The organism is Streptococcus sp. 2579, assembly GCF_013277195.1.
Taxonomy (GTDB): domain Bacteria; phylum Bacillota; class Bacilli; order Lactobacillales; family Streptococcaceae; genus Streptococcus.
Map to the genome: position 1 here is coordinate 105059 of NZ_VMMM01000008.1, position 22629 is coordinate 127687.

25 protein-coding genes, 1 tRNA gene and 1 pseudogene are annotated in these 22629 nt (G+C 41.7%); 16 read left to right on the forward strand and 11 right to left on the reverse strand.

Annotation, left to right across the window (positions count from 1 at the left end):
- The first annotated feature begins 111 nt into the window (after positions 1-111).
- The 9 genes from sstT (at position 112) to queF (ending at position 6135) form a co-directional block, all read left to right on the forward strand.
- Positions 112-1317 (forward strand): serine/threonine transporter SstT, encoded by a 1206-nt coding sequence (gene sstT / locus HT725_RS05320; protein ID WP_119943197.1) that lies wholly within the window; start codon positions 112-114, stop codon positions 1315-1317.
- Positions 1318-1490: 173 nt separating this feature from the next.
- Positions 1491-2444, forward strand: a complete 954-nt coding sequence (locus HT725_RS05325; protein WP_164226100.1) for an aromatic acid exporter family protein — start codon at positions 1491-1493, stop codon at positions 2442-2444.
- A gap of 142 nt (positions 2445-2586) precedes the next feature.
- Positions 2587-2967, forward strand: coding sequence for a MarR family transcriptional regulator (locus HT725_RS05330; protein WP_112443854.1), 381 nt, complete (start codon positions 2587-2589; stop codon positions 2965-2967).
- 99 nt (positions 2968-3066) lie between these two features.
- Positions 3067-3288 carry a DUF4649 family protein gene (locus HT725_RS05335; RefSeq protein WP_000570253.1) on the forward strand — a complete coding sequence of 74 codons (222 nt, stop codon included), beginning with the start codon at positions 3067-3069 and terminating at the stop codon, positions 3286-3288.
- A gap of 15 nt (positions 3289-3303) precedes the next feature.
- Entirely contained in the window at positions 3304-3618 is a 315-nt protein-coding gene (trxA, locus tag HT725_RS05340) for a thioredoxin (RefSeq protein WP_001029581.1), read from the forward strand.
- A gap of 201 nt (positions 3619-3819) precedes the next feature.
- Positions 3820-4473 (forward strand): 7-cyano-7-deazaguanine synthase QueC, encoded by a 654-nt coding sequence (queC, locus tag HT725_RS05345; protein WP_164226099.1) that lies wholly within the window; start codon positions 3820-3822, stop codon positions 4471-4473.
- Entirely contained in the window at positions 4473-4916 is a 444-nt protein-coding gene (gene queD, locus HT725_RS05350; protein ID WP_000464575.1) for a 6-carboxytetrahydropterin synthase QueD, read from the forward strand. The genes queC and queD overlap by 1 nt, the downstream gene beginning before the upstream one ends.
- Positions 4909-5625, forward strand: a complete 717-nt coding sequence (queE, locus tag HT725_RS05355) for a 7-carboxy-7-deazaguanine synthase QueE (protein WP_045611102.1) — start codon at positions 4909-4911, stop codon at positions 5623-5625. Before queD ends, queE begins: the two co-directional genes overlap by 8 nt.
- 18 nt (positions 5626-5643) lie before the next feature.
- Positions 5644-6135: a preQ(1) synthase gene (gene queF / locus HT725_RS05360; RefSeq protein WP_173233178.1), complete on the forward strand. Its 492-nt coding sequence runs from the start codon at positions 5644-5646 to the stop codon at positions 6133-6135.
- Between the two features lie 57 nt (positions 6136-6192).
- Here queF and HT725_RS05365 read toward each other — a convergent pair whose 3' ends face one another.
- The gene (locus tag HT725_RS05365) at positions 6193-6861 is read right to left on the reverse strand and encodes an MIP/aquaporin family protein (protein WP_173233180.1); all 669 of its coding nucleotides are present in this window, start codon (positions 6859-6861) and stop codon (positions 6193-6195) included.
- Positions 6862-7116: 255 nt separating this feature from the next.
- Between HT725_RS05365 and HT725_RS05370 the strand changes: the two genes are divergently transcribed.
- A complete protein-coding gene (locus HT725_RS05370; protein ID WP_000048147.1) occupies positions 7117-7881 on the forward strand; it encodes a (S)-acetoin forming diacetyl reductase in 765 nt (254 codons plus the stop codon).
- A gap of 107 nt (positions 7882-7988) precedes the next feature.
- Here the strand turns inward: HT725_RS05370 and HT725_RS05375 are convergent, their stop codons facing one another.
- From HT725_RS05375 to HT725_RS05415, 9 genes are all read right to left on the reverse strand, one after another.
- Positions 7989-8780 (reverse strand): DUF2785 domain-containing protein, encoded by a 792-nt coding sequence (locus HT725_RS05375; RefSeq protein WP_173219705.1) that lies wholly within the window; start codon positions 8778-8780, stop codon positions 7989-7991.
- Between the two features lie 61 nt (positions 8781-8841).
- A complete protein-coding gene (locus HT725_RS05380) occupies positions 8842-9624 on the reverse strand; it encodes a deoxyribonuclease (RefSeq protein WP_173219559.1) in 783 nt (260 codons plus the stop codon).
- A gap of 19 nt (positions 9625-9643) precedes the next feature.
- A complete protein-coding gene (gene pepF, locus HT725_RS05385; protein ID WP_173219562.1) occupies positions 9644-11440 on the reverse strand; it encodes an oligoendopeptidase F in 1797 nt (598 codons plus the stop codon).
- A 10-nt stretch (positions 11441-11450) separates the two neighbouring features.
- On the reverse strand, positions 11451-12194 hold the full coding sequence (locus tag HT725_RS05390; protein WP_173219565.1) for a 16S rRNA (uracil(1498)-N(3))-methyltransferase: 744 nt from the start codon (positions 12192-12194) through the stop codon (positions 11451-11453).
- 1 nt (position 12195) lies between these two features.
- On the reverse strand, positions 12196-13146 hold the full coding sequence (gene prmA / locus HT725_RS05395; RefSeq protein WP_173219568.1) for a 50S ribosomal protein L11 methyltransferase: 951 nt from the start codon (positions 13144-13146) through the stop codon (positions 12196-12198).
- Positions 13147-13159: 13 nt separating this feature from the next.
- The gene (locus HT725_RS05400; RefSeq protein WP_173219571.1) at positions 13160-14056 is read right to left on the reverse strand and encodes a GIY-YIG nuclease family protein; all 897 of its coding nucleotides are present in this window, start codon (positions 14054-14056) and stop codon (positions 13160-13162) included.
- A complete protein-coding gene (locus HT725_RS05405) occupies positions 14057-14485 on the reverse strand; it encodes an NUDIX hydrolase (protein ID WP_173219574.1) in 429 nt (142 codons plus the stop codon).
- 1 nt (position 14486) lies between these two features.
- A complete protein-coding gene (locus HT725_RS05410) occupies positions 14487-15554 on the reverse strand; it encodes a M50 family metallopeptidase (protein ID WP_173219577.1) in 1068 nt (355 codons plus the stop codon).
- An 18-nt stretch (positions 15555-15572) separates the two neighbouring features.
- Positions 15573-16043, reverse strand: coding sequence for a DUF3013 family protein (locus HT725_RS05415; RefSeq protein ID WP_173253176.1), 471 nt, complete (start codon positions 16041-16043; stop codon positions 15573-15575).
- Positions 16044-16157: 114 nt separating this feature from the next.
- Between HT725_RS05415 and HT725_RS05420 the strand changes: the two genes are divergently transcribed.
- From HT725_RS05420 to HT725_RS05445, 6 genes and pseudogenes are all read left to right on the forward strand, one after another.
- Positions 16158-17429 carry a replication-associated recombination protein A gene (locus HT725_RS05420; RefSeq protein ID WP_173253177.1) on the forward strand — a complete coding sequence of 424 codons (1272 nt, stop codon included), beginning with the start codon at positions 16158-16160 and terminating at the stop codon, positions 17427-17429.
- Positions 17430-17693: 264 nt separating this feature from the next.
- Positions 17694-17766, forward strand: a tRNA-Lys gene (locus tag HT725_RS05425).
- A gap of 224 nt (positions 17767-17990) precedes the next feature.
- Entirely contained in the window at positions 17991-18422 is a 432-nt protein-coding gene (locus HT725_RS05430) for an Rrf2 family transcriptional regulator (RefSeq protein WP_173219586.1), read from the forward strand.
- An 85-nt stretch (positions 18423-18507) separates the two neighbouring features.
- Positions 18508-19512: an NADP-dependent oxidoreductase gene (locus tag HT725_RS05435; protein WP_173219589.1), complete on the forward strand. Its 1005-nt coding sequence runs from the start codon at positions 18508-18510 to the stop codon at positions 19510-19512.
- 13 nt (positions 19513-19525) lie between these two features.
- A complete protein-coding gene (locus tag HT725_RS05440; protein WP_173219592.1) occupies positions 19526-20362 on the forward strand; it encodes an alpha/beta hydrolase in 837 nt (278 codons plus the stop codon).
- A gap of 1 nt (position 20363) precedes the next feature.
- Positions 20364-21241: pseudogene (locus tag HT725_RS05445) on the forward strand (SDR family NAD(P)-dependent oxidoreductase).
- Between the two features lie 62 nt (positions 21242-21303).
- Here HT725_RS05445 and HT725_RS05450 read toward each other — a convergent pair.
- A complete protein-coding gene (locus HT725_RS05450) occupies positions 21304-22623 on the reverse strand; it encodes a glycoside hydrolase family 32 protein (RefSeq protein WP_173219595.1) in 1320 nt (439 codons plus the stop codon).
- Positions 22624-22629 lie beyond the last annotated feature (6 nt).

The following is a 22629-nucleotide window of genomic DNA, read 5'->3' on the forward strand; positions in this document are numbered from 1 at the left end:
TACTTTTATCGGTCTCATTCTCCATAAATATTCAAAAAATAGACAGAAAATTCTTGATTTTGCCTATCATTTATACTATAATCATAATCACTACATAAAAAGGAGATTATTATGAAAAGAATCATTCATGCTTGGAATAAGGCAAGCCTTGTCAAGCGTATCTTGATTGGTATGCTTTGTGGGGGAATCCTAGGACTGACCCTTCCTAATCTCTCAGGAATTGGACTACTCGGGGATTTATTCGTCGGAGGTCTAAAAGCTGTTGCTCCTATCCTAGTCTTTGCCCTCGTTGCCAATGCCCTTTCCCAACATCAAAAGGGGCAAGATAGCAATATGAAAACTGTTATTTTCTTGTATATCCTAGGGACTTTCGCTGCTGCTCTTGTAGCTGTACTAGCAAGTTTCATCGTCCCTATTGAAATTACCCTAAATAGTGCCAATACTGAAATTGCACCACCAGATGGGATTGGGCAGGTCCTCAGCAACCTCTTGCTCAAACTGGTTGACAATCCAGTCAATGCCCTCATTACTGCCAACTACATCGGTATCCTATCTTGGGCAGTTGTTTTCGGAATTGCCATGAGAGAAGCCAGCAAAAATAGTAAAGAATTGCTAAAAACTATCGCTGACGTGACTTCTAAAATTGTCGAATGGATCATCAACCTGGCTCCATTTGGAATCCTTGGTCTTGTCTTCAAAACTATTTCCGATAAGGGAATCGGAAGCCTTGCCAACTACGGTATTTTATTGGTTCTATTAGTAACGACTATGCTTTTTGTTGCCCTTGTGGTCAACCCTTTGATTGCCTTCTTCTTTATGAGACGCAATCCTTACCCTCTAGTTTGGAACTGCCTCCGTGTCAGCGGTGTGACAGCCTTCTTCACTCGTAGTTCTGCGGCTAACATTCCTGTCAACATGAAACTCTGCCATGACCTCGGGCTAAACCCAGATACCTATTCTGTTTCTATCCCACTTGGTTCTACTATCAACATGGCAGGGGCAGCGATTACCATTAACGTTTTGACCCTTGCTGCAGTAAATACTCTGGGAATCCCTGTTGACTTTGCCACAGCCTTTGTCCTCAGTGTAGTAGCAGCTATCTCAGCCTGTGGTGCTTCTGGTATTGCGGGAGGTTCCCTCCTTCTTATCCCAGTTGCTTGTAGCCTTTTCGGTATTTCTAACGATATTGCCATGCAAGTTGTTGGGGTTGGATTTGTGATTGGGGTCATCCAAGACTCATGTGAAACAGCCCTTAACTCTTCTACAGATGTTCTCTTTACCGCCGTTGCCGAATACGCAGCAGCCCGTAAAAAATAACTCATAAAGGCAAGCCTGCTCAGGTTTTGTCTTTTGCTCTTTTATTCTAACTTATACTCTTCGAAAATCAAATTCAAACCACGTCAGCTTCGCCTTGCCGTACTCAAGTACTGCCTACGGCTAGCTTCCTAGTTTGCTCTTTGATTTTCATTGAGTATTATCAGGAAATTCTTATGTCTATTAGCCAACGTACGACCAAGCTCATCTTAGCTACCTGCCTTGCCTGCCTGCTTGCTTATTTTCTCAATCTTTCCTCAGCAGTTTCGGCCGGAATTATCGCTCTCTTGAGCCTATCTGATACGCGTAGAAGTACTTTAAAACTGGCTCGCAATCGACTCTTTTCCATGCTCCTAGCTCTGGCTATCGGTGTTCTAGCTTTTCACCTGAGCGGATTTCATATCTGGAGCCTCGGCCTCTATCTAGCCCTCTATGTTCCCCTGGCCTATAAGATGGGCTGGGAAATTGGCATCACACCAAGTAGCGTCTTGGTTAGCCATCTCTTGGTGCAAAAATCAACCTCTCCAGACCTTCTAGTCAATGAATTCCTTCTCTTTGCTATCGGTACAGGATTTGCCTTACTGGTCAATCTCTACATGCCTTCACGAGAAGAGGAAATCCAGCACTACCACACGCTGGTGGAAGAAAAGTTAAAAGATATCCTCCAGCGTTTCAAATATTATTTATCCAGAGGGGATGGACGCAACCGAGCACAGTTGGTAGAGGAATTAGACACACTTTTAGAAGAAGCCCTCAGACTGGTCTATTTGGATCACTCTGACCACCTCTTTCACCAAACCGACTACCATATCCACTACTTTGAGATGAGACAGCGACAAAGTCGTATCCTGCGAAATATGGCCCACCAAATCAACACCTGTCACCTAGCTGCCAGTGAAAGCCTGATTTTGGCCCAACTCTTTTCAAAAATTGCTAGTCAACTAAGCCAGACCAATCCTGCTTCTGATTTGCTAGATGAAATTGAACGCTATCTGGAAGTCTTCCGGAACCGCAGTCTGCCCAAGACAAGAGACGAATTTGAAACCCGTGCCACCCTTCTTCAACTCCTACGTGAAGCCAAAACCTTCATCCAAGTAAAAGTTGATTTTTACCAAAAATATGGACAGTAAAAAAGAAAACCACTAAAAAACAGAACTTGCTAGCTCTTTTGAAAAGTAGTATAATTATTGCATGCACAATCATCTTGTGATGCAGAGACTGTCCGTAAATGGACTTTCTTCTATTTACAACTCTAAAAAGAAAGGAGATACTATGACCTATTTGGAAAAATGGTTTGACTTCAATCGGCGTCAGAAAGAAATTGAAAGTCTCTTGGAAGAGACCATTGCCCAGAAGAGCGAGCAAAGTCTGACCTTGAAAGAGTTTTACCTGCTCTACTATCTGGACTTGGCTGAAGAAAAATCTCTACGCCAGATTGACCTGCCAGATAAGCTTCATCTGAGCCCGAGCGCTGTTTCTCGGATGGTGGCTCGTTTGGAAGCTAAAAATTGCGGTCTGCTCAGTCGCATGTGTTGCCATCAAGATAGACGCTCTAGTTTTATCTGCCTGACAAGTGATGGGCAAAAGACACTGACCTCGCTACAAAAGGCTGTCGAAGCAAGCTTGGAAACTGGTTTGGATTTCTTGATTTGAGATGATTTTAGAAAAAAGTTGCGTGCGCAATCATTTTTCTTGACATTCTCTTCTACAAGGAGTAAAATAAAGTCATCATTAAACAAAGGAGTTTTAAACATGATTGAAATCACCTATTTAGATGCCAGCAAGAACGAAAGAACTGTGACTTTCGAGTCTTATGAAGACTTTGATCGTTCGCAGCAAGCTTGCCTTATCGGCGTCGCAGACTACTACCCTGTCCAAAAATTGACTTATAAGGGTCATGATTTGGACTACCATGGGACTTATGGAGACATCTTCTTCTATCTCAAGAAACAAGATTTAAGCCAATATAACTAAAAAAGGAGAAATACAATGGCAAAAGCAATTACAGATGCAACATTCGAACAAGAAACAAAAGACGGTTTGGTCTTGGTAGACTTCTGGGCAACTTGGTGTGGTCCATGTCGTATGCAAGGTCCAATCTTGGATAAATTGTCTGAAGAACTTTCAGAAGATGTCTTGAAAATCGTTAAAATGGACGTTGATGAAAATCCAAACACAGCTCGTGCTTTTGGAATCATGTCTATCCCAACTCTTCTCTTCAAAAAAGACGGCCAAGTTGTCAAACAAGTTGCTGGTGTTCACACAGCAGAACAAATCAAGGCCATCGTTGCTGAATTGAGCTAATCAAACTAGAGACCAAGTACTTTCTTTGGTCTCTTTTTTCTTGCTCTTTGCCATTTTTCAAAAAATATGCTAGACTGTAAGTAGAATATTACGATGTTTGGGACATGCCATCGCTAAAAAAAACCTTGACTTGGTATTTTTTAGCTCCCTCAAGGGAGCTTTTTGCGTGCTCTGAACATTTCCCATTTTGGAAGGAGTACTATGAAACGTCAATCTGCCTTGGTCGTCTTTAGTGGCGGTCAAGATTCTACAACCTGCCTCTTTTGGGCTAAAGAACACTATGAAACAGTCGAAGCTGTCACCTTTGCCTATGGCCAACGCCACCATCTTGAAATTCAAGTTGCCCAAGAAATCGCTAAGGAACAGGGGATTCGCCATCACATCCTAGATATGTCTCTGCTGGGACAAATCACTGAAAATGCCCTGACCTCTGATATGGAGATTGAGCAAAAAGAAGGAGAGATTCCCAATACCTTCGTTGATGGTCGCAACCACCTCTTTCTATCCTTTGCGGCTGTTCTTGCTAAGCAACGGGGCATTAAAGACATCGTGACAGGTGTCTGCGAGACAGACTTCTCAGGCTACCCCGATTGTCGAGATGTCTTTGTCAAATCCCTTAATGTTACCCTCAACCTTGCTATGGATTACGACTTTGTTATCCAAACACCTCTCATGTGGCTGGACAAGACTGAAACTTGGGAATTGGCTGACCAACTCGGTGCCTTTGACTATGTTCGTGAAAAGACCTTAACCTGCTACAACGGAATTATAGGGAGTGGCTGTGGAGATTGCCCAGCCTGCCACCTACGTCAACATGGTCTAGATGTTTATCTCTCACAGAAAGGAAAGGACTAATGTTTTTTGCACCCAAAGAAATCAAACAGGAAACTGGGGAGTCTCTGGTCTACAATCCTCACAGAACCTTGGTATCAAAAGAGTTTACCTTCGATGCTGCCCACCACCTCTTTCACTATGAGGGAAAATGTAAGTCCCTGCACGGCCACACCTATCATTTGCAGATTGCTGTCAGTGGATTTTTAGATGAACGTGGCATGACCTACGATTTCGGAGACATCAAAGCGATCTACAAGAACTACTTAGAGCCCCACCTGGACCATCGCTATCTCAATGAAACTCTTCCCTATATGAACACGACTGCTGAAAATATGGTTTACTGGATTTTCCAAACCATGAGTCAAGAGTTGCCAGACGAGCGCGGTCTCCGTTTGGAATACGTTCGCCTCTATGAGACTCCGACTGCCTTTGCAGAGTTTAGACGGGAGTGGTTAGATGACTAGGGAACGTGTCCTCAAACTACCAGTTCTGGAAATTTTTGGCCCAACCTTTCAAGGTGAAGGCCGTGCTATCGGGCAGAAAACCATGTTTGTCCGCACTGCTGGTTGCGACTACCACTGCGACTGGTGCGATTCTGCCTTTACTTGGGATGGCTCTGAAAAGCCAACTCGTATGACAGCTGACGAGGTCATTGCTGCCTTGGATAAATTGGGGAGCTACGACTATGTCACCCTGTCTGGGGGAAATCCTGCTATCCTAGCAGCCAATATGGCCGAATTGGTCACTAAGCTCAAGGAACGCGGTGTCACCCTTGCTGTCGAGACTCAAGGTTCTCGCTGGCAAAATTGGTTAAAAGACATCGACCAAGTCACCCTGAGTCCCAAACCTCCTTCATCCAAGATGGAAGTCAACTTTGAGACCTTGGACTTTATCGTTTCCCAACTGGATCCAGACAAGGTCACCTTTAAAATCCCTGTCTTTGATGATGCAGATTTAGCCTTTGCTAAAGGAATACAAGAACGCTACCAACCAGATGTCCTCTTCTTATCGGCTGGAAATCCTGAGCCCAAGGCCACAGGCAATATTATCCAAGATCAACTGAACCGTCTCAAAGAACTCTGGGAACGCGTCGCTACTGACGATAGCTGGGGCAATGTCCGCGTCCTTCCTCAACTCCATACCCTCCTCTACGATAACCAACGTGGTGTTTAAGATTAGAAAGAAAAAATCATGTCACAACAAGAAGAAATGAAAAACCTAAGCCTCCTCGGCAACAAAGAAACCAACTATATCTTTGACTATCAACCAGATGTCCTCGAATCTTTTGACAATCGTCATGTGGAAAATGACTATTTTATCAAATTTAACTGTCCTGAATTTACCTCGCTTTGCCCTATTACCGCTCAGCCAGACTTTGCGACTATCTATATTTCCTACATCCCTGACAAGCTCTGTGTTGAGTCAAAATCCCTCAAACTCTACCTCTTTAGTTACCGAAACCACGGAGATTTCCACGAAAACTGTATCAACACCATCGGGAAAGACTTGGTCAACTTGCTAGACCCTCGCTATTTAGAAGTCTGGGGAAAATTCACTCCGCGCGGTGGCATTTCAATCGACCCCTACTACAACTACGGTAAACCTGGAACTAAGTTTGAAGGCTTGGCAGAACAACGCCTCTTCCAACACGACCTTTATCCAGAGAAAATTGACAACCGCTAAACTCATACGAAAAAGCCCTGTTCCTCAAGATGAGGAGCAAGGCTTTTTGAGTTTCAATTATTCTTCTGTTCCAAGGAAGTTTTTCGCAACAAGGGCTGCAAGAACTCCACCAGCGATTGGTGCAAGGATGAAAATCCAAACTTGTTGAAGGGCTGCGCCGCCTACCAAGACAGCTGGTGCCAAGCTACGAGCTGGGTTTACTGAAAGTCCAGTAATCTTCAATCCGACAAGAATCATCGCCATCAATGACAAACCGATTACCAAACCAGCAATCGCGCCATTGCCCTTACTTTCTGAAGTCACAGTCATGATAACCAAGACAAACAAGAAAGTTGCGATGATTTCAAACAAGAAACCACCAAAGACAGTGACACCGTTTGCCAAGGCATTTTCACCAAGGCTAGCAGTTGACATACCTGAATTACCCAAGAGGAAGAAGACTGCGCCAGAAGCGATGAAAGCTCCAACAACCTGACCAAGGATGTAGTTTACAAGTTCTGAAGATGACAAACGTTTGTTAACAAACATAGCAATCGAAACAGCCGGGTTCAAGTGAGCACCTGAAACAGTTCCGATTGAGTAGGCTGCCACCACGATTGCCAAACCAAAGGCAAAGGCGATTCCAAGGTGACCAAGGCCATCAAGACCATTTCCAAAAACAACAGCCCCTGTCCCAACGAACACAAGCATGAACGTACCGATTAACTCAGCGACAAATTTTTTCATTCTCTTTCTCCTTTTTTCAAAAACTAGATACTAGTCTATCAAAAGAGGGAAAAGGTTTCAAGAAAATTGATTGGAAATTTTCAGGATAGAATTCTATAAAAACGGTAGCATTTATTTGAAACATTTTTTCTAAAGTTATATAATGTCAATATAGTTCTAATTAGTTATTCAGTCCCTAATTTGAACTAATTTTTACAACTTTGCTGTTCTTTTATGAACGTTTAAATGGTATCGTGGATACCAAGGAGGAATCATATGTCTAAAGTTGCTATTGTCACAGGTGCAGGTCAAGGAATCGGTTTTGCAATCGCAAAACGATTGGTTCAAGATGGCTTTAAGGTAGGAGTCTTAGACTACAATCCCGAAACAGCTGAAAAAGCTGTTGCCGAATTATCAGCTGAAAATGCCTTTGCTGTCGTGGCCGATGTTTCGAAACAGGCAGAAGTTGCACAAGCATTTCAAAAGGTTGTTGACCATTTTGGCGATTTGAATGTTGTCGTAAATAACGCTGGTGTTGCTCCCACTACTCCTCTTGATACAATTACTGAGGAACAATTTACACGCACTTTCGGTATCAACGTTGGTGGTGTCATTTGGGGTTCACAAGCTGCACAAGCACAATTTAAAGCACTTGGCCACGGAGGTAAAATTATCAACGCAACCTCTCAAGCTGGTGTAGTCGGTAATCCAAATCTAACTGTTTATGGTGGAACCAAATTTGCTGTTCGCGGAATTACGCAAACATTAGCACGTGATTTAGCAGACTCAGGCATCACTGTTAACGCCTACGCACCAGGTATTGTGAAAACACCAATGATGTACGACATCGCTCATGAAGTTGGTAAAAATGCAGGAAAAGATGACGAATGGGGTATGCAGACATTTGCAAAAGATATTACTCTAAAACGTCTATCTGAACCAGAAGATGTGGCTGCTGCCGTCAGCTTCCTTGCAGGACCAGATTCAAACTACATTACAGGACAAACCATTATCGTTGATGGTGGTATGCAATTCCATTAAGATACACAAAAAGAGGTTGGAAAATGATTCAACCTCTTTTGTTAGTTTTCATTATTAGTTAGGAGGATACAATAGAAACTCTTTCAATAAGTACTATTAGCTTATCCCTAGCATTGAAAAGACTGGATAGCTTCTTTCAAGTCATCTTGTAAACTATTTCTCTGGTCAAGTTGGACATAGACTTCCAACAGACAGGATCTGAAGTTGGAAAATTTGTAAAAATCCTCCCTTTCTTCTATCGGAAAATCAACAGTTTTTATCCAAGAAGCTACTTTCTCTTGCTCCAACTTCCCTTGTAAAATAGGTTCATAGATCACTCTTGCTAAACGCCAATCTTCATCATCTGTAAAACGAATGGGAATTCTTTTAAATAATGGACCAAGTATGTCAAATACTTCATGAACTCTGTTTTTAGGAAAGTCTGGATGACAAACCACCTCTGTCAGTAAATCGGCTCCATGTGCAAAAGTGTGAACCCAACCATACTGACTTGAAAAACCTGTTGTATCCTTTTCTTTTGAAAGATAATACAAACCTTGATTTAAAAGGACATTACGAATTTCTGATTTTAATCTCTGATAGAAAATCGATTGCTGGTTGGCATCTGCAGACAAGAGATTTGCATAAATAAGCGCCCTAAAAGAACGTTCAAGGGTTGACAAGCCTACCTTATCAATCTCTTTGTCTAGTCCTCCATCAGCTGAGACCACATCAGCAATGAAGTGAAATTGTTCCTGTGTAAATAGTTCTTCCTGAATCCCTCTAGCAAAGCTTGTAAAAACAAGGTCATCACGAATTTCTGGAGAAGAATCTCCCAAGTGATCAAGCAACCATTGGATTTCTTCATCATGATAACTTAGTTTTTCTTCTGCTATTTTTCTAAGTAACTCTTGATACATGGTCAATACCTCTACATTTCTAGCAACTGTTCAAAAGGCCAGCCCAAGATAACTTTCTATCTTATTCTTTTTTAGATAGAGTTTTTCCTGCAGCAATTGCATCGGCCTCTGTCATCTCGACAACATTAGATTTAATAGTTTTTGAAGGCATTCTATCCTTACTATACCAATAAACTTTTGATTTTCCATGGTTTGCAACATAGACAATTCTATCTTGCTGTTGGGCTTTAGTTTCAGCTTCACGTGCATTTCTTTTCTCTTCTTCTTTTTGAGAAATTAATGACTCAACTGCACCTATCCTGTCGAGCAATTCTGCCTTTTTATCGTTATTTTCAATCTGATTAACTGTTTCTTTGGCAGACTTCACTTGACTCGGATCTTGACTTTCTTCCAATTGTTTGACTAAGTCTTCACCTTTTTCTTGCAACTCATTTGCGGCCTTTTCTTTGGCAATTCTCTCTTCTTCTGCTTTTTCTTTAGCTTTTTTCTCATCTTCAATTCGTTTCGCCTCCTCTATGCTAGATGAAGTATCCGCCGTTGAAGATGTAGAAGCAGTAGATGTCATAGTCTGCTTAGTTTCTGACTGAGAAGATGAAGTTTTCTTTGTGACTGTTGGGGTTTGAAGAACAACTGCAACAAAACTAACAATGAAAAGCCCTATCATTAAATTTCTTTTTCGAATATCTGGTGCTTTCTTTACAAAATACCAAATACCAACTCCACTCAAAACTAGATAGAGAGTAGGCAAAGCAATCAATAAAATGATTCCCAATAAAACTAGACCAATTTTGATAAAACGTATTCTTTGTGAATCCTGCTCCAGCCATTTTTTAATTCTGTTCATATCGTTATCCTAAATTCCTTTACTCTCCCAACTGGGCACTGTAGGCGATAATCTGGTCAACCGTGTCTGACAAGAATTGAATGGTATCACGGAGTGGTTTGTCTGTTGAAATATCGGCTCCGATAATCATGGCTGACTCAAGCGGTGTCTTGCTACCACCTGATTTGAGGAGATTGAGCCAGTCCTCAGCTCCAGTTTCTGAGTTTTTAAGATGGAGGTAACCTGCAGTCGAGATGACTAGTCCTGCTGAGTAAGTGTAACTATACAAGCCCATGTAATAATGAGCTTGGCGCATCCAAATCAAAGCTGCATCATCGTCGATTTCAATGGCATCTCCCCAGAAATCCGTCAAAACTTCCTTCATAATGCTGTTGAGCTTACTTGCTCCAAAGGTCTTCCCTTCTTCAATCAATGTATACACCTTACGCTGGAAGGCTGCTTCCAAGAGGTGGGTAATAAAATTATGGAAGTAGGTGTCTGTCAAGCGGTGAGCAAGGGCAAAACGTTTTTGACGAGAGTCGTCAGACTGGTGCTCCAAGTAGTCACTGAGGAGCAATTCATTGAAGGTTGACGGCGCTTCAACATAGTAGGTCGACATGTGGGCATTAAAGTAGCTTTGATGATTATCTGAAAAGATGAATTGACCAGAATGCCCGATTTCATGAATCAAGGTATAGACATCGCTCAAACGGCCTGTCCAGCTCATGAGGACATATGGATGAACGCGATATGGGTCCGCTGCATAGCCACCAGAATCCTTGCCACTATTGGCAGCAAAGTCCACCCAGCGCTCTTCTTGATAACGAGCAACTTCCTGACAATATTCTTGCCCCAAAGGTTCTACCGACTTCATGACCAAATCATAGGCATCGTCAATAGTCACTTGAGGATTCAGGACGCTGTCCAAGTCCAATTTCCAGTCTGCAAAGGTCATCTTTTCAAGACCATTTACCTTGGCAACATGCTTGAGGTATCTCTGAGCAACGGGTGCAAAATCCTTCATGATGAGGTCAATCTGACGGTCAAACATGGCACGGTCCACTTCTTGCTCAGCCAGAAGATAATCAAAGACAGAGTCGTATCCCTTCATATCTGCCAAGAGTTTTTCAGACTTGACTTGGGCTAAATAGGCTGCTGCAGCCGTATTTTGGTGCTTACGCAGTCCTTCTGAAAAGGAACGAAAGGATTTCTCACGAACCTCAGCGTTCTCATGGTTTTGGTAGAAGTTCTCATAGGTAACAAAGCTATTTTTGTAGGTCTTGCCATGGGCTTCAAAGTCAGCCATTTCGAAATCCCCAGCTCGCATCTTAGTATAAATGTCCTGTGGACTATAGAAAACTTCACCCAGATTGGTCAAGGCCTTCTCCACATCAGCTCCTAGATAGTGGGCTTTTTTGATTTTGGCCTGACGAATGGCAGCCGTTAAATGTGGCAATTTACCCAAACGGTCCAAGACTTCCTCATCAGCTTCCACCAAGGCATCGTCAAAAAAGGTCAAGGCTACGCTGGCATCTGTTTCAAATTCCATCCCAGCTTGAGCAATGTTGGCAAATTCGTCATTGCTATAATCTGTCGTCTGAGGCATAAATCCATAGTTGCCAATATGGCTCATCTGAATGTAGATTTGCTCCAATTCCGCAAAGGCCTTTTCAAAATCCTCAAAAGTATGAAGATTCCCCTTATAGTCACGGCTAAATTGGTTGATGTCTTCACGAGCTTTCTCGATTGCACGCAAGAAATCCTCGCGGTCTTGGTATAGGGCTGTTAAGTCCCAGAGTTCCTTCTCTGGAAATTCTGAACGGTGTTTTTGTTCCATTTTCTTCCTCTTATTTCTCTAATTCTAATAAAACACTAAGGGCTGATAAGGCGTAAAGCGGTGCTGTTTCTGCTCTTAGAATGCGAGGACCAAGTCCTGCCAAGACTGCTCCCTTAGCTTCAAAACTCTCAATTTCTGTAGGTGACAGACCACCTTCTGGACCAAAGATAAAGAGCAATTTGGCTCCTTTTTCAAGACCAGAGACCGCTTGTAAGAGCGCAGCGGCTTCTCCTTCTTTAGCCGACTCTTCATAAGCCACTACGACGCGGTCAAACTGGTCAAGTTGGGCTAGAAAATCTGCTTTCTTCTCAAAAAGCTGAATACTTGGAACCATATTACGCTTGCTTTGTTCTGCTGCTCCAAGGGCGATTTTTTCTAGTTTTTCAACCTTTTTACCCAATTTCTTGCCATCCCACTTAGCAACGGACCAATCTGCAGGAAAGGCCCAGATTTTGCTGGCTCCGAGCTCGGTTACTTTTTGAGTGATAAACTCTAGCTTGTCCCCCTTGGGAAATCCAGATGCAATGGTCACTTGAACGGGCAGTTCCACATTGTCAGCTAGTTCTTCTACCAATTCAAACTGACAAGCTTCCACATCCAGCACACGCGCCAAATGCTTGATACCATCATCAAAGACTAAGGTCACCTCATCATCTTCTTTCAAGCGCATAACCTGAAACATATGCTTGCCGGTTTCCTTGTCCTCGATGGTGACAGGAGAGATCGCACTGCCCCTGACAAAATACTGCTGCATGCTAGCCTCCAATCACACCGGAAATATCCTTGGTTTTCTTAAAGACACAGGCATTCCATTCCCCTTGAACCATGTGAGTTTCGAGGAAAAATCCAGCTGACTCAGCCGACTCGCGCACCATGTCCCACTTGTCCTTGATAATCCCACTCATGATGAGGTAGCCTTCATCCTTGATCAAACGATAAGCATCATCCGTCAGATGAATGAGGATATCCGCCAAGATATTAGCTACAATCACATCTGCCTCAATCTCAACTCCCTTAAGCAAGTCTCCTGCTGCTACATGGATGTTTTCCATACCAGGGTTGAGTTCAATATTTTCCTGAGCAACACGAACTGCCACATCATCTAGGTCATAGGCGAAAATTTCCTTAGCACCAAGTAGCGAGCTAGCAATAGAGAGGACGCCTGATCCAGTCCCCACATCTAGCACTGTTTCCCCACCACGAAGAACCTGTTCCAAAGCAAAAAGGCTCATCTTGGTAGTTGGGTGGGTTCCTGTTCCAAAGGCCATACCAGGATCCAGCTTGATAATCTTTTCTCCAGCAGTCGCCTCATAGTCTGTCCAAGACGGCACAATGGTCAAATCATAAGTAATACGAGCTGGTTCATAATATTTCTTCCAGTTGTCTGCCCAGTCTTCCTCAGCCAAGGCAGTCGTCCCCATCTTGATCTCACCCAAATCCATAAAATCTGTTAATTCTGCTAGGCGAGCCTGCAAGTCTGTCTCAACCACTGCCACATCAACTGTATCAGGATAGTAGGCTGTCACTACGATTTCTTCTTGCTGCTCAACCTCTGGGAAAATCTCGCCAAAACGATCCACATTCCCCACATAGTCCATGCTGTCTTCAATCGCAACTCCTTGCGCCCCCAGCTCAATCAAGAGATTGGAAACCAATTCCTCTCCCTCACGCTTAACTGTAACTTTTAACTCTTGCCATGTTTCCATAAATTTTTCCTTATCAATCTATTAATTCTTCTAATTCTTTTAAAGTTCTTCCATCCTGATCTTTCCAATCAGTTCGACCGTTCGTTTGCATACCCAGCAAAAAAGCCGCTGCATAAGAAGGGCTAGAAAAAAGTTGTTTTTCTTTTAACACTCCATCTTGAATGACCCGAGAAGCTATTAAATTCTGACGCATTTCTTTTAAACTTGCTGGAAGGTATGGAGAATCCTTTATTTCTACTTGACTTCCTTCTAAAACAACAAAACCTTCAGTTGTCCGTTCACAAGTTGCTTCTATTACTTTGTTAGATTTCTTAGTTTTACGCTTTAAATAAAGATAAGTTGAATGATTATCAGTCAAATCTTGACTAACTTCCTTTGTCATTGGAACAAAAACACGATAACCTAGAGTTCCAATAATCATTAGCGTATTTTCAACAATTTCATCCAGTTCAGATTCCTTTTCCTCAGTCACATTATCAGGATTTGGATCATTACCATTTTTCACAATATAGCGACCAGCTTCTTTAGCAAGTTGAGTAAATTTATTTTCCAAATAGCTAATTTCTGTTGGACCAAAAGAATTATTTTGAGTTGTTAGAATGATGACATCATTAAAATAATCTGCATGAGTATCGCGGGTATGCTCTTGAATTCGCAACAATACCCCTTCACCATTTTTTCGAGTTGTCGCCTGACCAATATAGGTCACATCTTTCTGTTTATCTTCATCTCGACCAAATAAGAAATAAATACCACTTTGTTTCATTTCATCACGCGACTTTAAATCTCCCAATTGAATACGAGGTATTTTGTAAATCACTCCCGTCCAATTTGACAAAGTACATTTGATTTTTCCAGTTACTTCACCATCCATGAGAAACATATTAATATTTTTGCTAAGCTTTGCCATTTATCGAACTTCTTCCAAATAATCCCTCACCCTATTCTGCAACTGAGGCACAACTTGACTGGAATTAAGAAATTCCTCAGTAGTCATCAGCTGATAGCCCTGCCCTTCATCTCCAAATACGATACTGTCAAACTGGGCCTGTGTCAACAGACCGACTAGAAATACAGATTGTTTATCCGCAAAAAGCATACTTGGATAAACCTTACTCCAAAGCAGACAATCCTCAGTCAGATGAATTCCCAGTTCTTCATAAACTTCACGCGCCACGCACTCAAAAGGACTTTCATCCCCCTCTCGTCCACCACCGGGTAGTTCCCATATATTAGCCCAGGGAATGTTTGCCCTATCATCTCGTAAGATAGTCAGAAGCTTATCTCCGCAAAACAAAGCAATCTTACAGCCTGTGAAATCAGAAATTTCTATTTCCATATTAGACTCCTTCGGTTAATTCCTTTTCCAGCTCAGCTAACCAGTTTTGATAATAGCTTTTCTCATCCCGTAACATCCGACTGCTATTCATTTTCTGTCTAGCAATCTTCATAGCCTTGTGAGTTTGAACTACATCTTTCTTTACCTTAAATTGATACCAAGCTTGAATGACCTGCATATCTGCTGTTTTTAGAGATAAAAAGGATTTGACTCCTCGAATACTTGCATATTCTTCCGCTTTCTTATTATCTCCTTCCATCAGAGCAATTTGAAGAAGGTATAATTGAGAAATAGTTTTAGACATTGGATTATCTGTTTTCTCTAGCACAGACTGCAACTGTTGCTTTGCAAGCTCTATATTATCATCCAATATGAATACCAAGCCCTGAAGAGTCTGAACACTTTCTGCAAAACTCCCTCTCGCCTCCTCATCAACAGGCATGATAAAGTCTTTTAAATCATATTCTTGAGGAGCTAGCAAGGTCTGGGCAGAATGCCTCAACATCAAGTAGGCGTATTTCGTATTTGCAGGGTGTTGTAGCAATTCCCAAATTTTTGCGCCATCGGTGATGCCGACTGGCAAAATGTTATTTAGGAAGAAAGACAAATTAAGAAAAATCCAAGTCCCTGCAAAATACCAGCTTCTTGTCAAAAACCCAAACACTATCGCCAATAATATCAAGCTGAGATGAACCATCAAGCCTCCTGAAAGCATCAGGATGATTCTTTGATCACTTTCATCCTCTTTTAAACCAATGTATTGAGCACCAACATTTTTCAGAATGGCTGTTCTACTAAGATGAAACCTGCCTGACTTTTTGGTCAAAATAAAATGTCCTAACCCAAAAGCCACCAGCCGATAGCCTGTCAAGTAGCCACAAAAAGCATGTCCCAGCTCATGAAGAATAAAGATTAAATATATACTTAGAAGAGCGAAGGCATAACCAAAAGTAAAGACTAAAACTGTGGAATACCCCAACTCTGCAAATGCGATTGTTCCACAAGCACAAGCCAGCATAATAAAGACAACAGCTAGCACATAAACCAAATAAATCCCAATTTTCTTCATAAAATCTCCATCCAACTCCTAGTATCTCGGATAAGGATAAAATTCTCCTTCTTCCAAGCCAACTTTTCCTTCTTCAAAGACTTCTTGGTTCCATTCCATGACAAATTCTTCTGCTTCTGGGTCTTCCAAAAAGTCCATAAGGGCATCTAGTCCAACCTCGGCAGTATCTTTAAGGAATAGCGCAAAATAAGCTAAAAATTCACGAGAAAATCCTTTTTTAGGCAAGTAAGGGATGACAGTCAAATAGTCTTCCTCATTGACTGTTGATTTGGCAGGATTGTAAAAAAGCACTGCTTCTTCAAAGAGAATATCATCCGATGAAACCTCTCCATCTTCATCCACCATCTCCACACCTGCAGCATTTTGCGCTTCCAATAGAAAACTCACTTCTACCGCGTAGTTGCGCTTGTCCCAACTAATCTCAAAGTCAAAGGGAAAATTCTTCTCCAACTCTTCCTCTAAAACATCTAAAAATCCGTATGTTGCCATTTTGTCCTCTTTCTATGCGACTCTTAATCGCCCCGATTGCTCGGAAATATGCTAAAATAGATACTACCATCTTACCACATATACATCAGAAAATCCACGTTAGAAAGGACTGCTATGCCAGACAATCTCGCGCTTCGTATGCGCCCTAAAACCATCGACCAAGTCATCGGTCAGGAACATCTGGTCGGACAAGGAAAAATCATCCGCCGTATGGTGGAAGCCAACCGCCTGTCCTCCATGATTCTCTATGGACCTCCGGGAATCGGCAAGACCAGTATAGCCTCTGCCATCGCTGGGACTACTAAGTATGCCTTTCGAACTTTCAATGCGACAGTAGATAGTAAAAAAAGACTCCAAGAAATCGCGGAAGAGGCTAAATTTTCAGGTGGCCTCGTCCTATTACTAGACGAAATCCATCGACTTGATAAGACCAAACAAGACTTCCTCTTGCCTCTCTTGGAAAGTGGACTGGTCATCATGATTGGCGCTACGACTGAAAATCCTTTCTTTTCTGTCACTCCTGCCATTCGTAGCCGTGTTCAAATTTTTGAGTTGGAACCTCTGTCTAACCAAGACGTCAAAGAGGCTCTTCAGATAGCTCTAAATAACCCTGAACGTGGTTTTGATTTTCCAGTAGAACTAGATGAGGATGCGCTGGATTTCATCGCAACCTCTACAAACGGAGACCTGCGTTCTGCCTTTAACTCGCTGGACTTGGCTGTTCTCTCTACCCCTGAAAATGACGAGGGCATCCGCCATATCACCCTCGACATCATGGAAAATAGCCTACAGCGAAGCTACATCACTATGGATAAGGATGGAGATAGTCACTATGATGTTCTCTCAGCCCTGCAAAAGTCTATCCGTGGCTCCGATGTGGATGCCAGTCTCCACTATGCTGCCCGCTTGATTGAGGCTGGTGATTTGCCTAGTCTCTCTCGTCGCTTGACTGTTATCGCCTATGAAGATATCGGCTTAGCCAATCCTGAGGCCCAGATTCATACCGTCACTGCTCTGGATGCTGCACAAAGGATTGGTTTCCCAGAAGCCCGCATTCTCATTGCCAATGTCGTGATTGATTTGGCCCTTTCTCCAAAATCCAACTCAGCCTATGTAGCTATGGATAAGGCACTTGCTGACCTCAAAACATCAGGGCACTTGCCTATTCCGCGACACCTGCGTGATGGGCACTACAGCGGAAGCAAGGAACTGGGGAATGCCCAAGACTATCTCTATCCACACAACTATCCTGGAAATTGGATTAAACAAGACTATCTGCCAGAAAAAATCCGCAATCATCACTATTTCCAAGCAGAAGATACTGGTAAATATGAACGGGCTTTGGCTCAAAGAAAGGAAGCTATCGACCGTTTGCGAAAAATCTGAAATCCTTTTCAAAAAATTGCACTTTCCTCTTGATTTTTTTTGAAAAAGTGGTATCATATAAACATAGAAACGCTGTGGTGTACGACTTCACACTTAAGTGTTGACCGACTATTTTTTGTATTATTAGGGAAACAAAAGTCTTCTAACAGCATGTAGGCCGTCTCACACGGAAACAGCTTCAGTTAGAGCGAGTTGCCCACCTGCTTAATTGCGCGGGTTCAATACAAACCGTGAAGTTTCGGCACCAATACAGCTTTTTTATTTGCCTCCTTAGCTCAGCTGGCAGAGCAGCGGACTCTTAATCCGTGGGTCACAGGTTCGATCCCTGTAGGGGGCATCTACATACAACAGGAAAAGCCTTGAGTAAAGGCTTTTTTTGTGTATCTGTTCTACTAATGGATATTAAAGATATAATTTTGTAAACACCCTTTCCAGACATCTTTAATCTTAAGACACTCTTCAAAAAATTTTTTAAAATTTAAAACAAAAGTCTTGCTTTTCTTTTTATTTATGTTATACTTGTTCTTGTATCTGATACATGTTTATTAAAAAGGAGTTCAGATGGATACAAAATTCTCAGTTGCTTTGCATATCTTAACAATGATTAGTGAAAGCAAGGAAACCTTAAGTTCTCAAGCACTAGCTATTAGTGTTGGGACTAACGCTAGTTACATTCGAAAGGTGATTGCCTTATTGAAAAATGCAGGTTTGATTCATTCCCAGCAAGGAAAAACGGGCTATCAGCTCAGTAAGCCTCCAAAGAAAATGACTTTACTAGAGATCTACTATGCTACTCAAGAAATCAATCACATTAGTTTATTCCCTGTTCATCAAAATAGTAATCCCGATTGTCCCGTTGGAAAACATATCCAAGGAGCAGTCTCACCGCTTTTCGCTAGTGCCGAATCTCAATTAGAGAAGGAATTAGCAAATCAAACTTTAGAAGATGTCATTGACAATCTATATAAACAAGCCAAACAAGTCCGAAACTGATTTGATAGCAAGTCAGTTTTTACTGGAAACAGAATGTACTTGTATTAGATACAGGTATATAAAATAAAAAGAAAAGAGAAAACACATGAAAGTCGCACAACATACTACTTATAACAAAAAGAATATCACACTAAACATCACCGAAATCGCTAAACCAAGTATTACAGACAAACAAGTCTTGGTGAAAGTCACCGCAGCCGGTGTTAATCCTCTCGATAACATGATCTCTCGTGGTGAGGTTAAGATGATTGTTCCTTACAAACTTCCTCAAACTGCAGGTAACGAAGTGGTTGGAATCGTTGAAAGCATTGGCAAGCAAGTTGACAACTTTCAGCTAGGAGACCGTGTCTTTGGCCGTCTGCCACTTGATCATATCGGTGCCTTTGCAGAATACCTAGCTGTCGATAGTCAAGCCTTAGCCAAGGTTCCAGACTATCTATCAGACGAGGAAGCCGCTGCTATTCCTCTTACTGCCTTGACCATTATGCAGGCTCTTGACCTCATGGGCGCTCAAGCTGGGAAAACGATCTTTATCTCTGGTGGTACTGGAGGTGTCGGTGGAATGGCCATTCCTATTGCCAAGGCCAAAGGATTGAAAGTCATTACCAACGGTTCTGGAGATAGCGCTGAGCGTGTGTTGAAACTAGGAGCAGATAGATTTATCGATTACAAAACAGAGGATTATACAAAAACTGTTAGCCAGGTTGATTATGTCCTCGATACTCTCGGTGGAGCTGAAACTGAAAAACAAATGTCTATCATGAAAAAAGGTGCTCATCTTGTTTCACTTCGTGCCATGCCAAACGGTGCCTTTGCCAAACGCATGAATCTACCAAAATGGAAACAGATGATTCTTGGCTTAGCAGGTCGCAAATTTGATAAAATGGCGGAAAAATATGGTGTCCACTATCATTTTATCTTTGTGAAAAGCAATGGTGATCAATTACAAGAGGTAGCTGACCTCTTTAGCAAATTAGAAATCAAACCCTCTATCGATACAATTTATCCATTTGAAGAGGTAAATAGCGCCTTAGACAAGGTCGCTAATGGTCACTCACGTGGAAAAACAGTCCTCAGCTTTAAGAAATAAAAAGGAAAACACAATGTCATATCTTACTACAAAAAATCAATACATCACAGTCGACGGGAACAAAATCGCTTATCGCGAACTTAGTAAAGGCAAATCAAAACTACCTCTTCTAATGCTGGTCCATTTGGCAGCAACTCTCGATAACTGGGATCCTAAACTCTTAGACTTGATTGCTGAAAAGCACCATGTCATTGTAGTCGATCTTCCTGGAGTTGGAGCCAGTCAAGGAAAAGTTGCTTCGACGATTCCTGGAATGGCTAAGCAGACAATTGACTTTGTAAAAGCGCTTGATTACGATAATATCAATCTTCTTGGCCTTTCTATGGGAGGTATGATTGCCCAAGAAATCGTCCGAATAAATCCTACTCTAGTCAATCGTTTAATCTTGGCTGGAACAGGACCTCGAGGTGGAAAAGAGGTCGATAAGGTCACAGGGAAAACCTTTAACTATATGTTTAAAGCGGGACTCGAGCGCATCGATTCTAAACGCTATATCTTCTATAATCATGATGAACAAGGGAAAATTGAAGCTTTGAAAGTCCTAGGACGAATGGGTATGAGAACAAAGAAATTTGCGGATAAAGACATGAACCTATCAGGATTTCTAACTCAACTCAAAGCTATTAAACGTTGGGGGAAAGATTCGCAGGACGACCTTCAATTCATCACCCAACCAACCTTAATCGTCAACGGGGATAAGGATATGCAGGTTCCAACGGAAAATTCTTATGACATGCATGAGAAAATCGAAAATAGTAAGCTGATTATCTATCCAAATGCTGGACACGGTTCGATTTTTCAATATGCAGACGAATTTTCAAAAGAACTACTGACTTTCTTGGAGGACTAATATGGTCAAAACCATTCTGATTACAGGTGCTACTGACGGTATTGGTAAACATTTGGCAAAGAAATTGGCCAGTGAAGGCCATCATATCATCCTCCATGGTCGAAACCCTCAAAAACTTGAACTGGCGCTTCAAGAGGTTCGAGCAGTTTCCTTGAGAGGCAGAGTTTCTAGCCACCTTGCAGATTTTTCAAAACTAGACGATGTTTATCGATTTGTAGAGGAAATCAAGCGAAACTTTCAAAGTATCGATGTCTTATTTAACAATGCAGGCATATATGCTGGAAAAGAACGAAAAGCGAGTACTGAAAATGTCGAGTTGACTTTTATGTTATCCGTTCTGGTTCCCTATATTTTAACAACTGAGCTAAGTCCCTTATTAGAAAAAGCGTCTGACGGCCGTGTCATTAATACTTCTTCCTATATGCATCATTTTGCCAAGATCAAGGATTTAGACTTTGGATTTGAGAACAGCTATAATCCAGGATTGGCCTACAATAATTCCAAACTTTACACTATTTGGATGACACGTTATCTGGCCAGAGACTTCTTTTTAAGAGGTTCAAGCATCACCATCAATGCCTACCATCCTGGCTTGATTTCAACCAATTTGGGGAATGATTCCAGTGTTGAAAAGACGAAAAGTCTCTCTTCGGACGCTTGATGAAGTCTCTCTCAAAGAATTTAGACGAGGGAATCGAAACAGGTTATTACCTCACCTTATCAGAAGAAGTCAGGGGCTTAACTGGCTACTATTTTGACGAGAAGAAAGTGAAATCTGTATCTGAAAAAGGATATAATTTTGAAAAAACTCAAGATTTAATCAATTACTGTAATGATAAAATTGAGTTGTTTAAACAGAAACATTCTCAGATAAATTAGAAAAAAGTTCTCTTTCCATTTTACTAGAAAGAGATTTTTCTTTAGGAGAAATAACTTAATTTTTAATCGATTCGTAATAGCTCAGCTGGCACTGTTAAGTAATAGGTTGCCGTCAAGCTTGCTTCACCTTGATTGACAAAAATCTCGATGGAATTTTTATCTAGAACAACTTCCAATTCTTTAGCTTCAATATCTACATACCGTCGACTAGTATCCTGTTCTTCTTCACCTAGAATTTTTTGAACAAGATGGCTACGATCAATGTAAACTTGCTGCGCATTACTGTCATAACCAAATTCAAGATAATCTGTATCATTTCCTAAGCGGTAATGACAATCTTTATCTATTTGGATTTGATATTGGCCTTTTTTAACAGGGAATTGTCTTAGTTTGCCATCTTCCAATCTTAGAATTCTAGGTAAAGTCATGGCACATGCCCACTTGTGTTCTTGATCATGGGTTGGAAGGGTACGCCCCCATGTCTGCATCCAAGCAATCAAGACACGACGATTTTGATCGTCCAACAATGTTTGTGGCGCATAGAAGTCTTGGCCATGATCAATTTCTTGAACTGATTCTGGGATAAAACGTTTTTCTCCCCAATCTACCTTACCCGTGAACAAAACCGATGAGTTAATGTTATGATAGGAGTCTCCCTCACGCTGATAACGCATGGGTGACATAATAAGGCAATCCTTCCCATCTAACTCAAAGTAATCTGGGCATTCCCACATAAAGCCTTGGTGTTCTCCCCCTTTTAAAAAGATGGATTCGAACTGCCATTCTACTAGGTTATCGGACCCTAGTAGAACGATACAGCCCACATTATCCTTATGTTTGGCAGCTACTACGGAGTAATAGCGTCCATCTTTTTCAAAGAGTTTTGGATCACGGAAATCAGCAGCAATCAACTCATCTGGCAAGTCTGCTCCAGTTGCAACTGGATTTTGTTCAATCTTTTCAAAGTGAATCCCGTCGTCTGAAAATGCCATATTTTGCACTTGACGAACACCTGTTTCTTCTTCAATATGACCAGTATACATGAGCCAGAGGCGATCATCCTTGACAATGGCAGAGCCTGAGAAACAACCATTGCGGTCATAATCATGGTCAGGAGCAAGTGCCACTGGCAAGTGCTCCCAAGTTACCAAGTCCTTACTTTTAGCATGCCCCCAGTGCATTGGTCCCCAGACACTATCATAAGGATAGAATTGATAAAAGAGATGGTATTCTCCACGAAAATAGACAAATCCATTTGGATCATTGATCCAACCAATCTCAGCTGAAAAATGTTCTTCAGGCTTATACTGAGTATTTACGAGATGTTTATTTTCTGCTATAAAACGATTGGCTTTTTCTATTGTGTATTTCTTATCTCCCATAATCAA

What these genes read in the sequence shown, in the direction of transcription:
- sstT (WP_119943197.1), top strand. Translation starts at nt 112, where the DNA reads ATGAAAAGAATCATTCATGCTTGGAATAAGGCAAGCCTTGTCAAGCGT.
- HT725_RS05325 (WP_164226100.1), top strand. Translation starts at nt 1,491, where the DNA reads ATGTCTATTAGCCAACGTACGACCAAGCTCATCTTAGCTACCTGCCTT.
- HT725_RS05330 (WP_112443854.1), top strand. Translation starts at nt 2,587, where the DNA reads ATGACCTATTTGGAAAAATGGTTTGACTTCAATCGGCGTCAGAAAGAA.
- HT725_RS05335 (WP_000570253.1), top strand. Translation starts at nt 3,067, where the DNA reads ATGATTGAAATCACCTATTTAGATGCCAGCAAGAACGAAAGAACTGTG.
- trxA (WP_001029581.1), top strand. Translation starts at nt 3,304, where the DNA reads ATGGCAAAAGCAATTACAGATGCAACATTCGAACAAGAAACAAAAGAC.
- queC (WP_164226099.1), top strand. Translation starts at nt 3,820, where the DNA reads ATGAAACGTCAATCTGCCTTGGTCGTCTTTAGTGGCGGTCAAGATTCT.
- queD (WP_000464575.1), top strand. Translation starts at nt 4,473, where the DNA reads ATGTTTTTTGCACCCAAAGAAATCAAACAGGAAACTGGGGAGTCTCTG.
- queE (WP_045611102.1), top strand. Translation starts at nt 4,909, where the DNA reads ATGACTAGGGAACGTGTCCTCAAACTACCAGTTCTGGAAATTTTTGGC.
- queF (WP_173233178.1), top strand. Translation starts at nt 5,644, where the DNA reads ATGTCACAACAAGAAGAAATGAAAAACCTAAGCCTCCTCGGCAACAAA.
- HT725_RS05365 (WP_173233180.1), bottom strand. Translation starts at nt 6,861, where the DNA reads ATGAAAAAATTTGTCGCTGAGTTAATCGGTACGTTCATGCTTGTGTTC.
- HT725_RS05370 (WP_000048147.1), top strand. Translation starts at nt 7,117, where the DNA reads ATGTCTAAAGTTGCTATTGTCACAGGTGCAGGTCAAGGAATCGGTTTT.
- HT725_RS05375 (WP_173219705.1), bottom strand. Translation starts at nt 8,780, where the DNA reads ATGTATCAAGAGTTACTTAGAAAAATAGCAGAAGAAAAACTAAGTTAT.
- HT725_RS05380 (WP_173219559.1), bottom strand. Translation starts at nt 9,624, where the DNA reads ATGAACAGAATTAAAAAATGGCTGGAGCAGGATTCACAAAGAATACGT.
- pepF (WP_173219562.1), bottom strand. Translation starts at nt 11,440, where the DNA reads ATGGAACAAAAACACCGTTCAGAATTTCCAGAGAAGGAACTCTGGGAC.
- HT725_RS05390 (WP_173219565.1), bottom strand. Translation starts at nt 12,194, where the DNA reads ATGCAGCAGTATTTTGTCAGGGGCAGTGCGATCTCTCCTGTCACCATC.
- prmA (WP_173219568.1), bottom strand. Translation starts at nt 13,146, where the DNA reads ATGGAAACATGGCAAGAGTTAAAAGTTACAGTTAAGCGTGAGGGAGAG.
- HT725_RS05400 (WP_173219571.1), bottom strand. Translation starts at nt 14,056, where the DNA reads ATGGCAAAGCTTAGCAAAAATATTAATATGTTTCTCATGGATGGTGAA.
- HT725_RS05405 (WP_173219574.1), bottom strand. Translation starts at nt 14,485, where the DNA reads ATGGAAATAGAAATTTCTGATTTCACAGGCTGTAAGATTGCTTTGTTT.
- HT725_RS05410 (WP_173219577.1), bottom strand. Translation starts at nt 15,554, where the DNA reads ATGAAGAAAATTGGGATTTATTTGGTTTATGTGCTAGCTGTTGTCTTT.
- HT725_RS05415 (WP_173253176.1), bottom strand. Translation starts at nt 16,043, where the DNA reads ATGGCAACATACGGATTTTTAGATGTTTTAGAGGAAGAGTTGGAGAAG.
- HT725_RS05420 (WP_173253177.1), top strand. Translation starts at nt 16,158, where the DNA reads ATGCCAGACAATCTCGCGCTTCGTATGCGCCCTAAAACCATCGACCAA.
- HT725_RS05430 (WP_173219586.1), top strand. Translation starts at nt 17,991, where the DNA reads ATGGATACAAAATTCTCAGTTGCTTTGCATATCTTAACAATGATTAGT.
- HT725_RS05435 (WP_173219589.1), top strand. Translation starts at nt 18,508, where the DNA reads ATGAAAGTCGCACAACATACTACTTATAACAAAAAGAATATCACACTA.
- HT725_RS05440 (WP_173219592.1), top strand. Translation starts at nt 19,526, where the DNA reads ATGTCATATCTTACTACAAAAAATCAATACATCACAGTCGACGGGAAC.
- HT725_RS05450 (WP_173219595.1), bottom strand. Translation starts at nt 22,623, where the DNA reads ATGGGAGATAAGAAATACACAATAGAAAAAGCCAATCGTTTTATAGCA.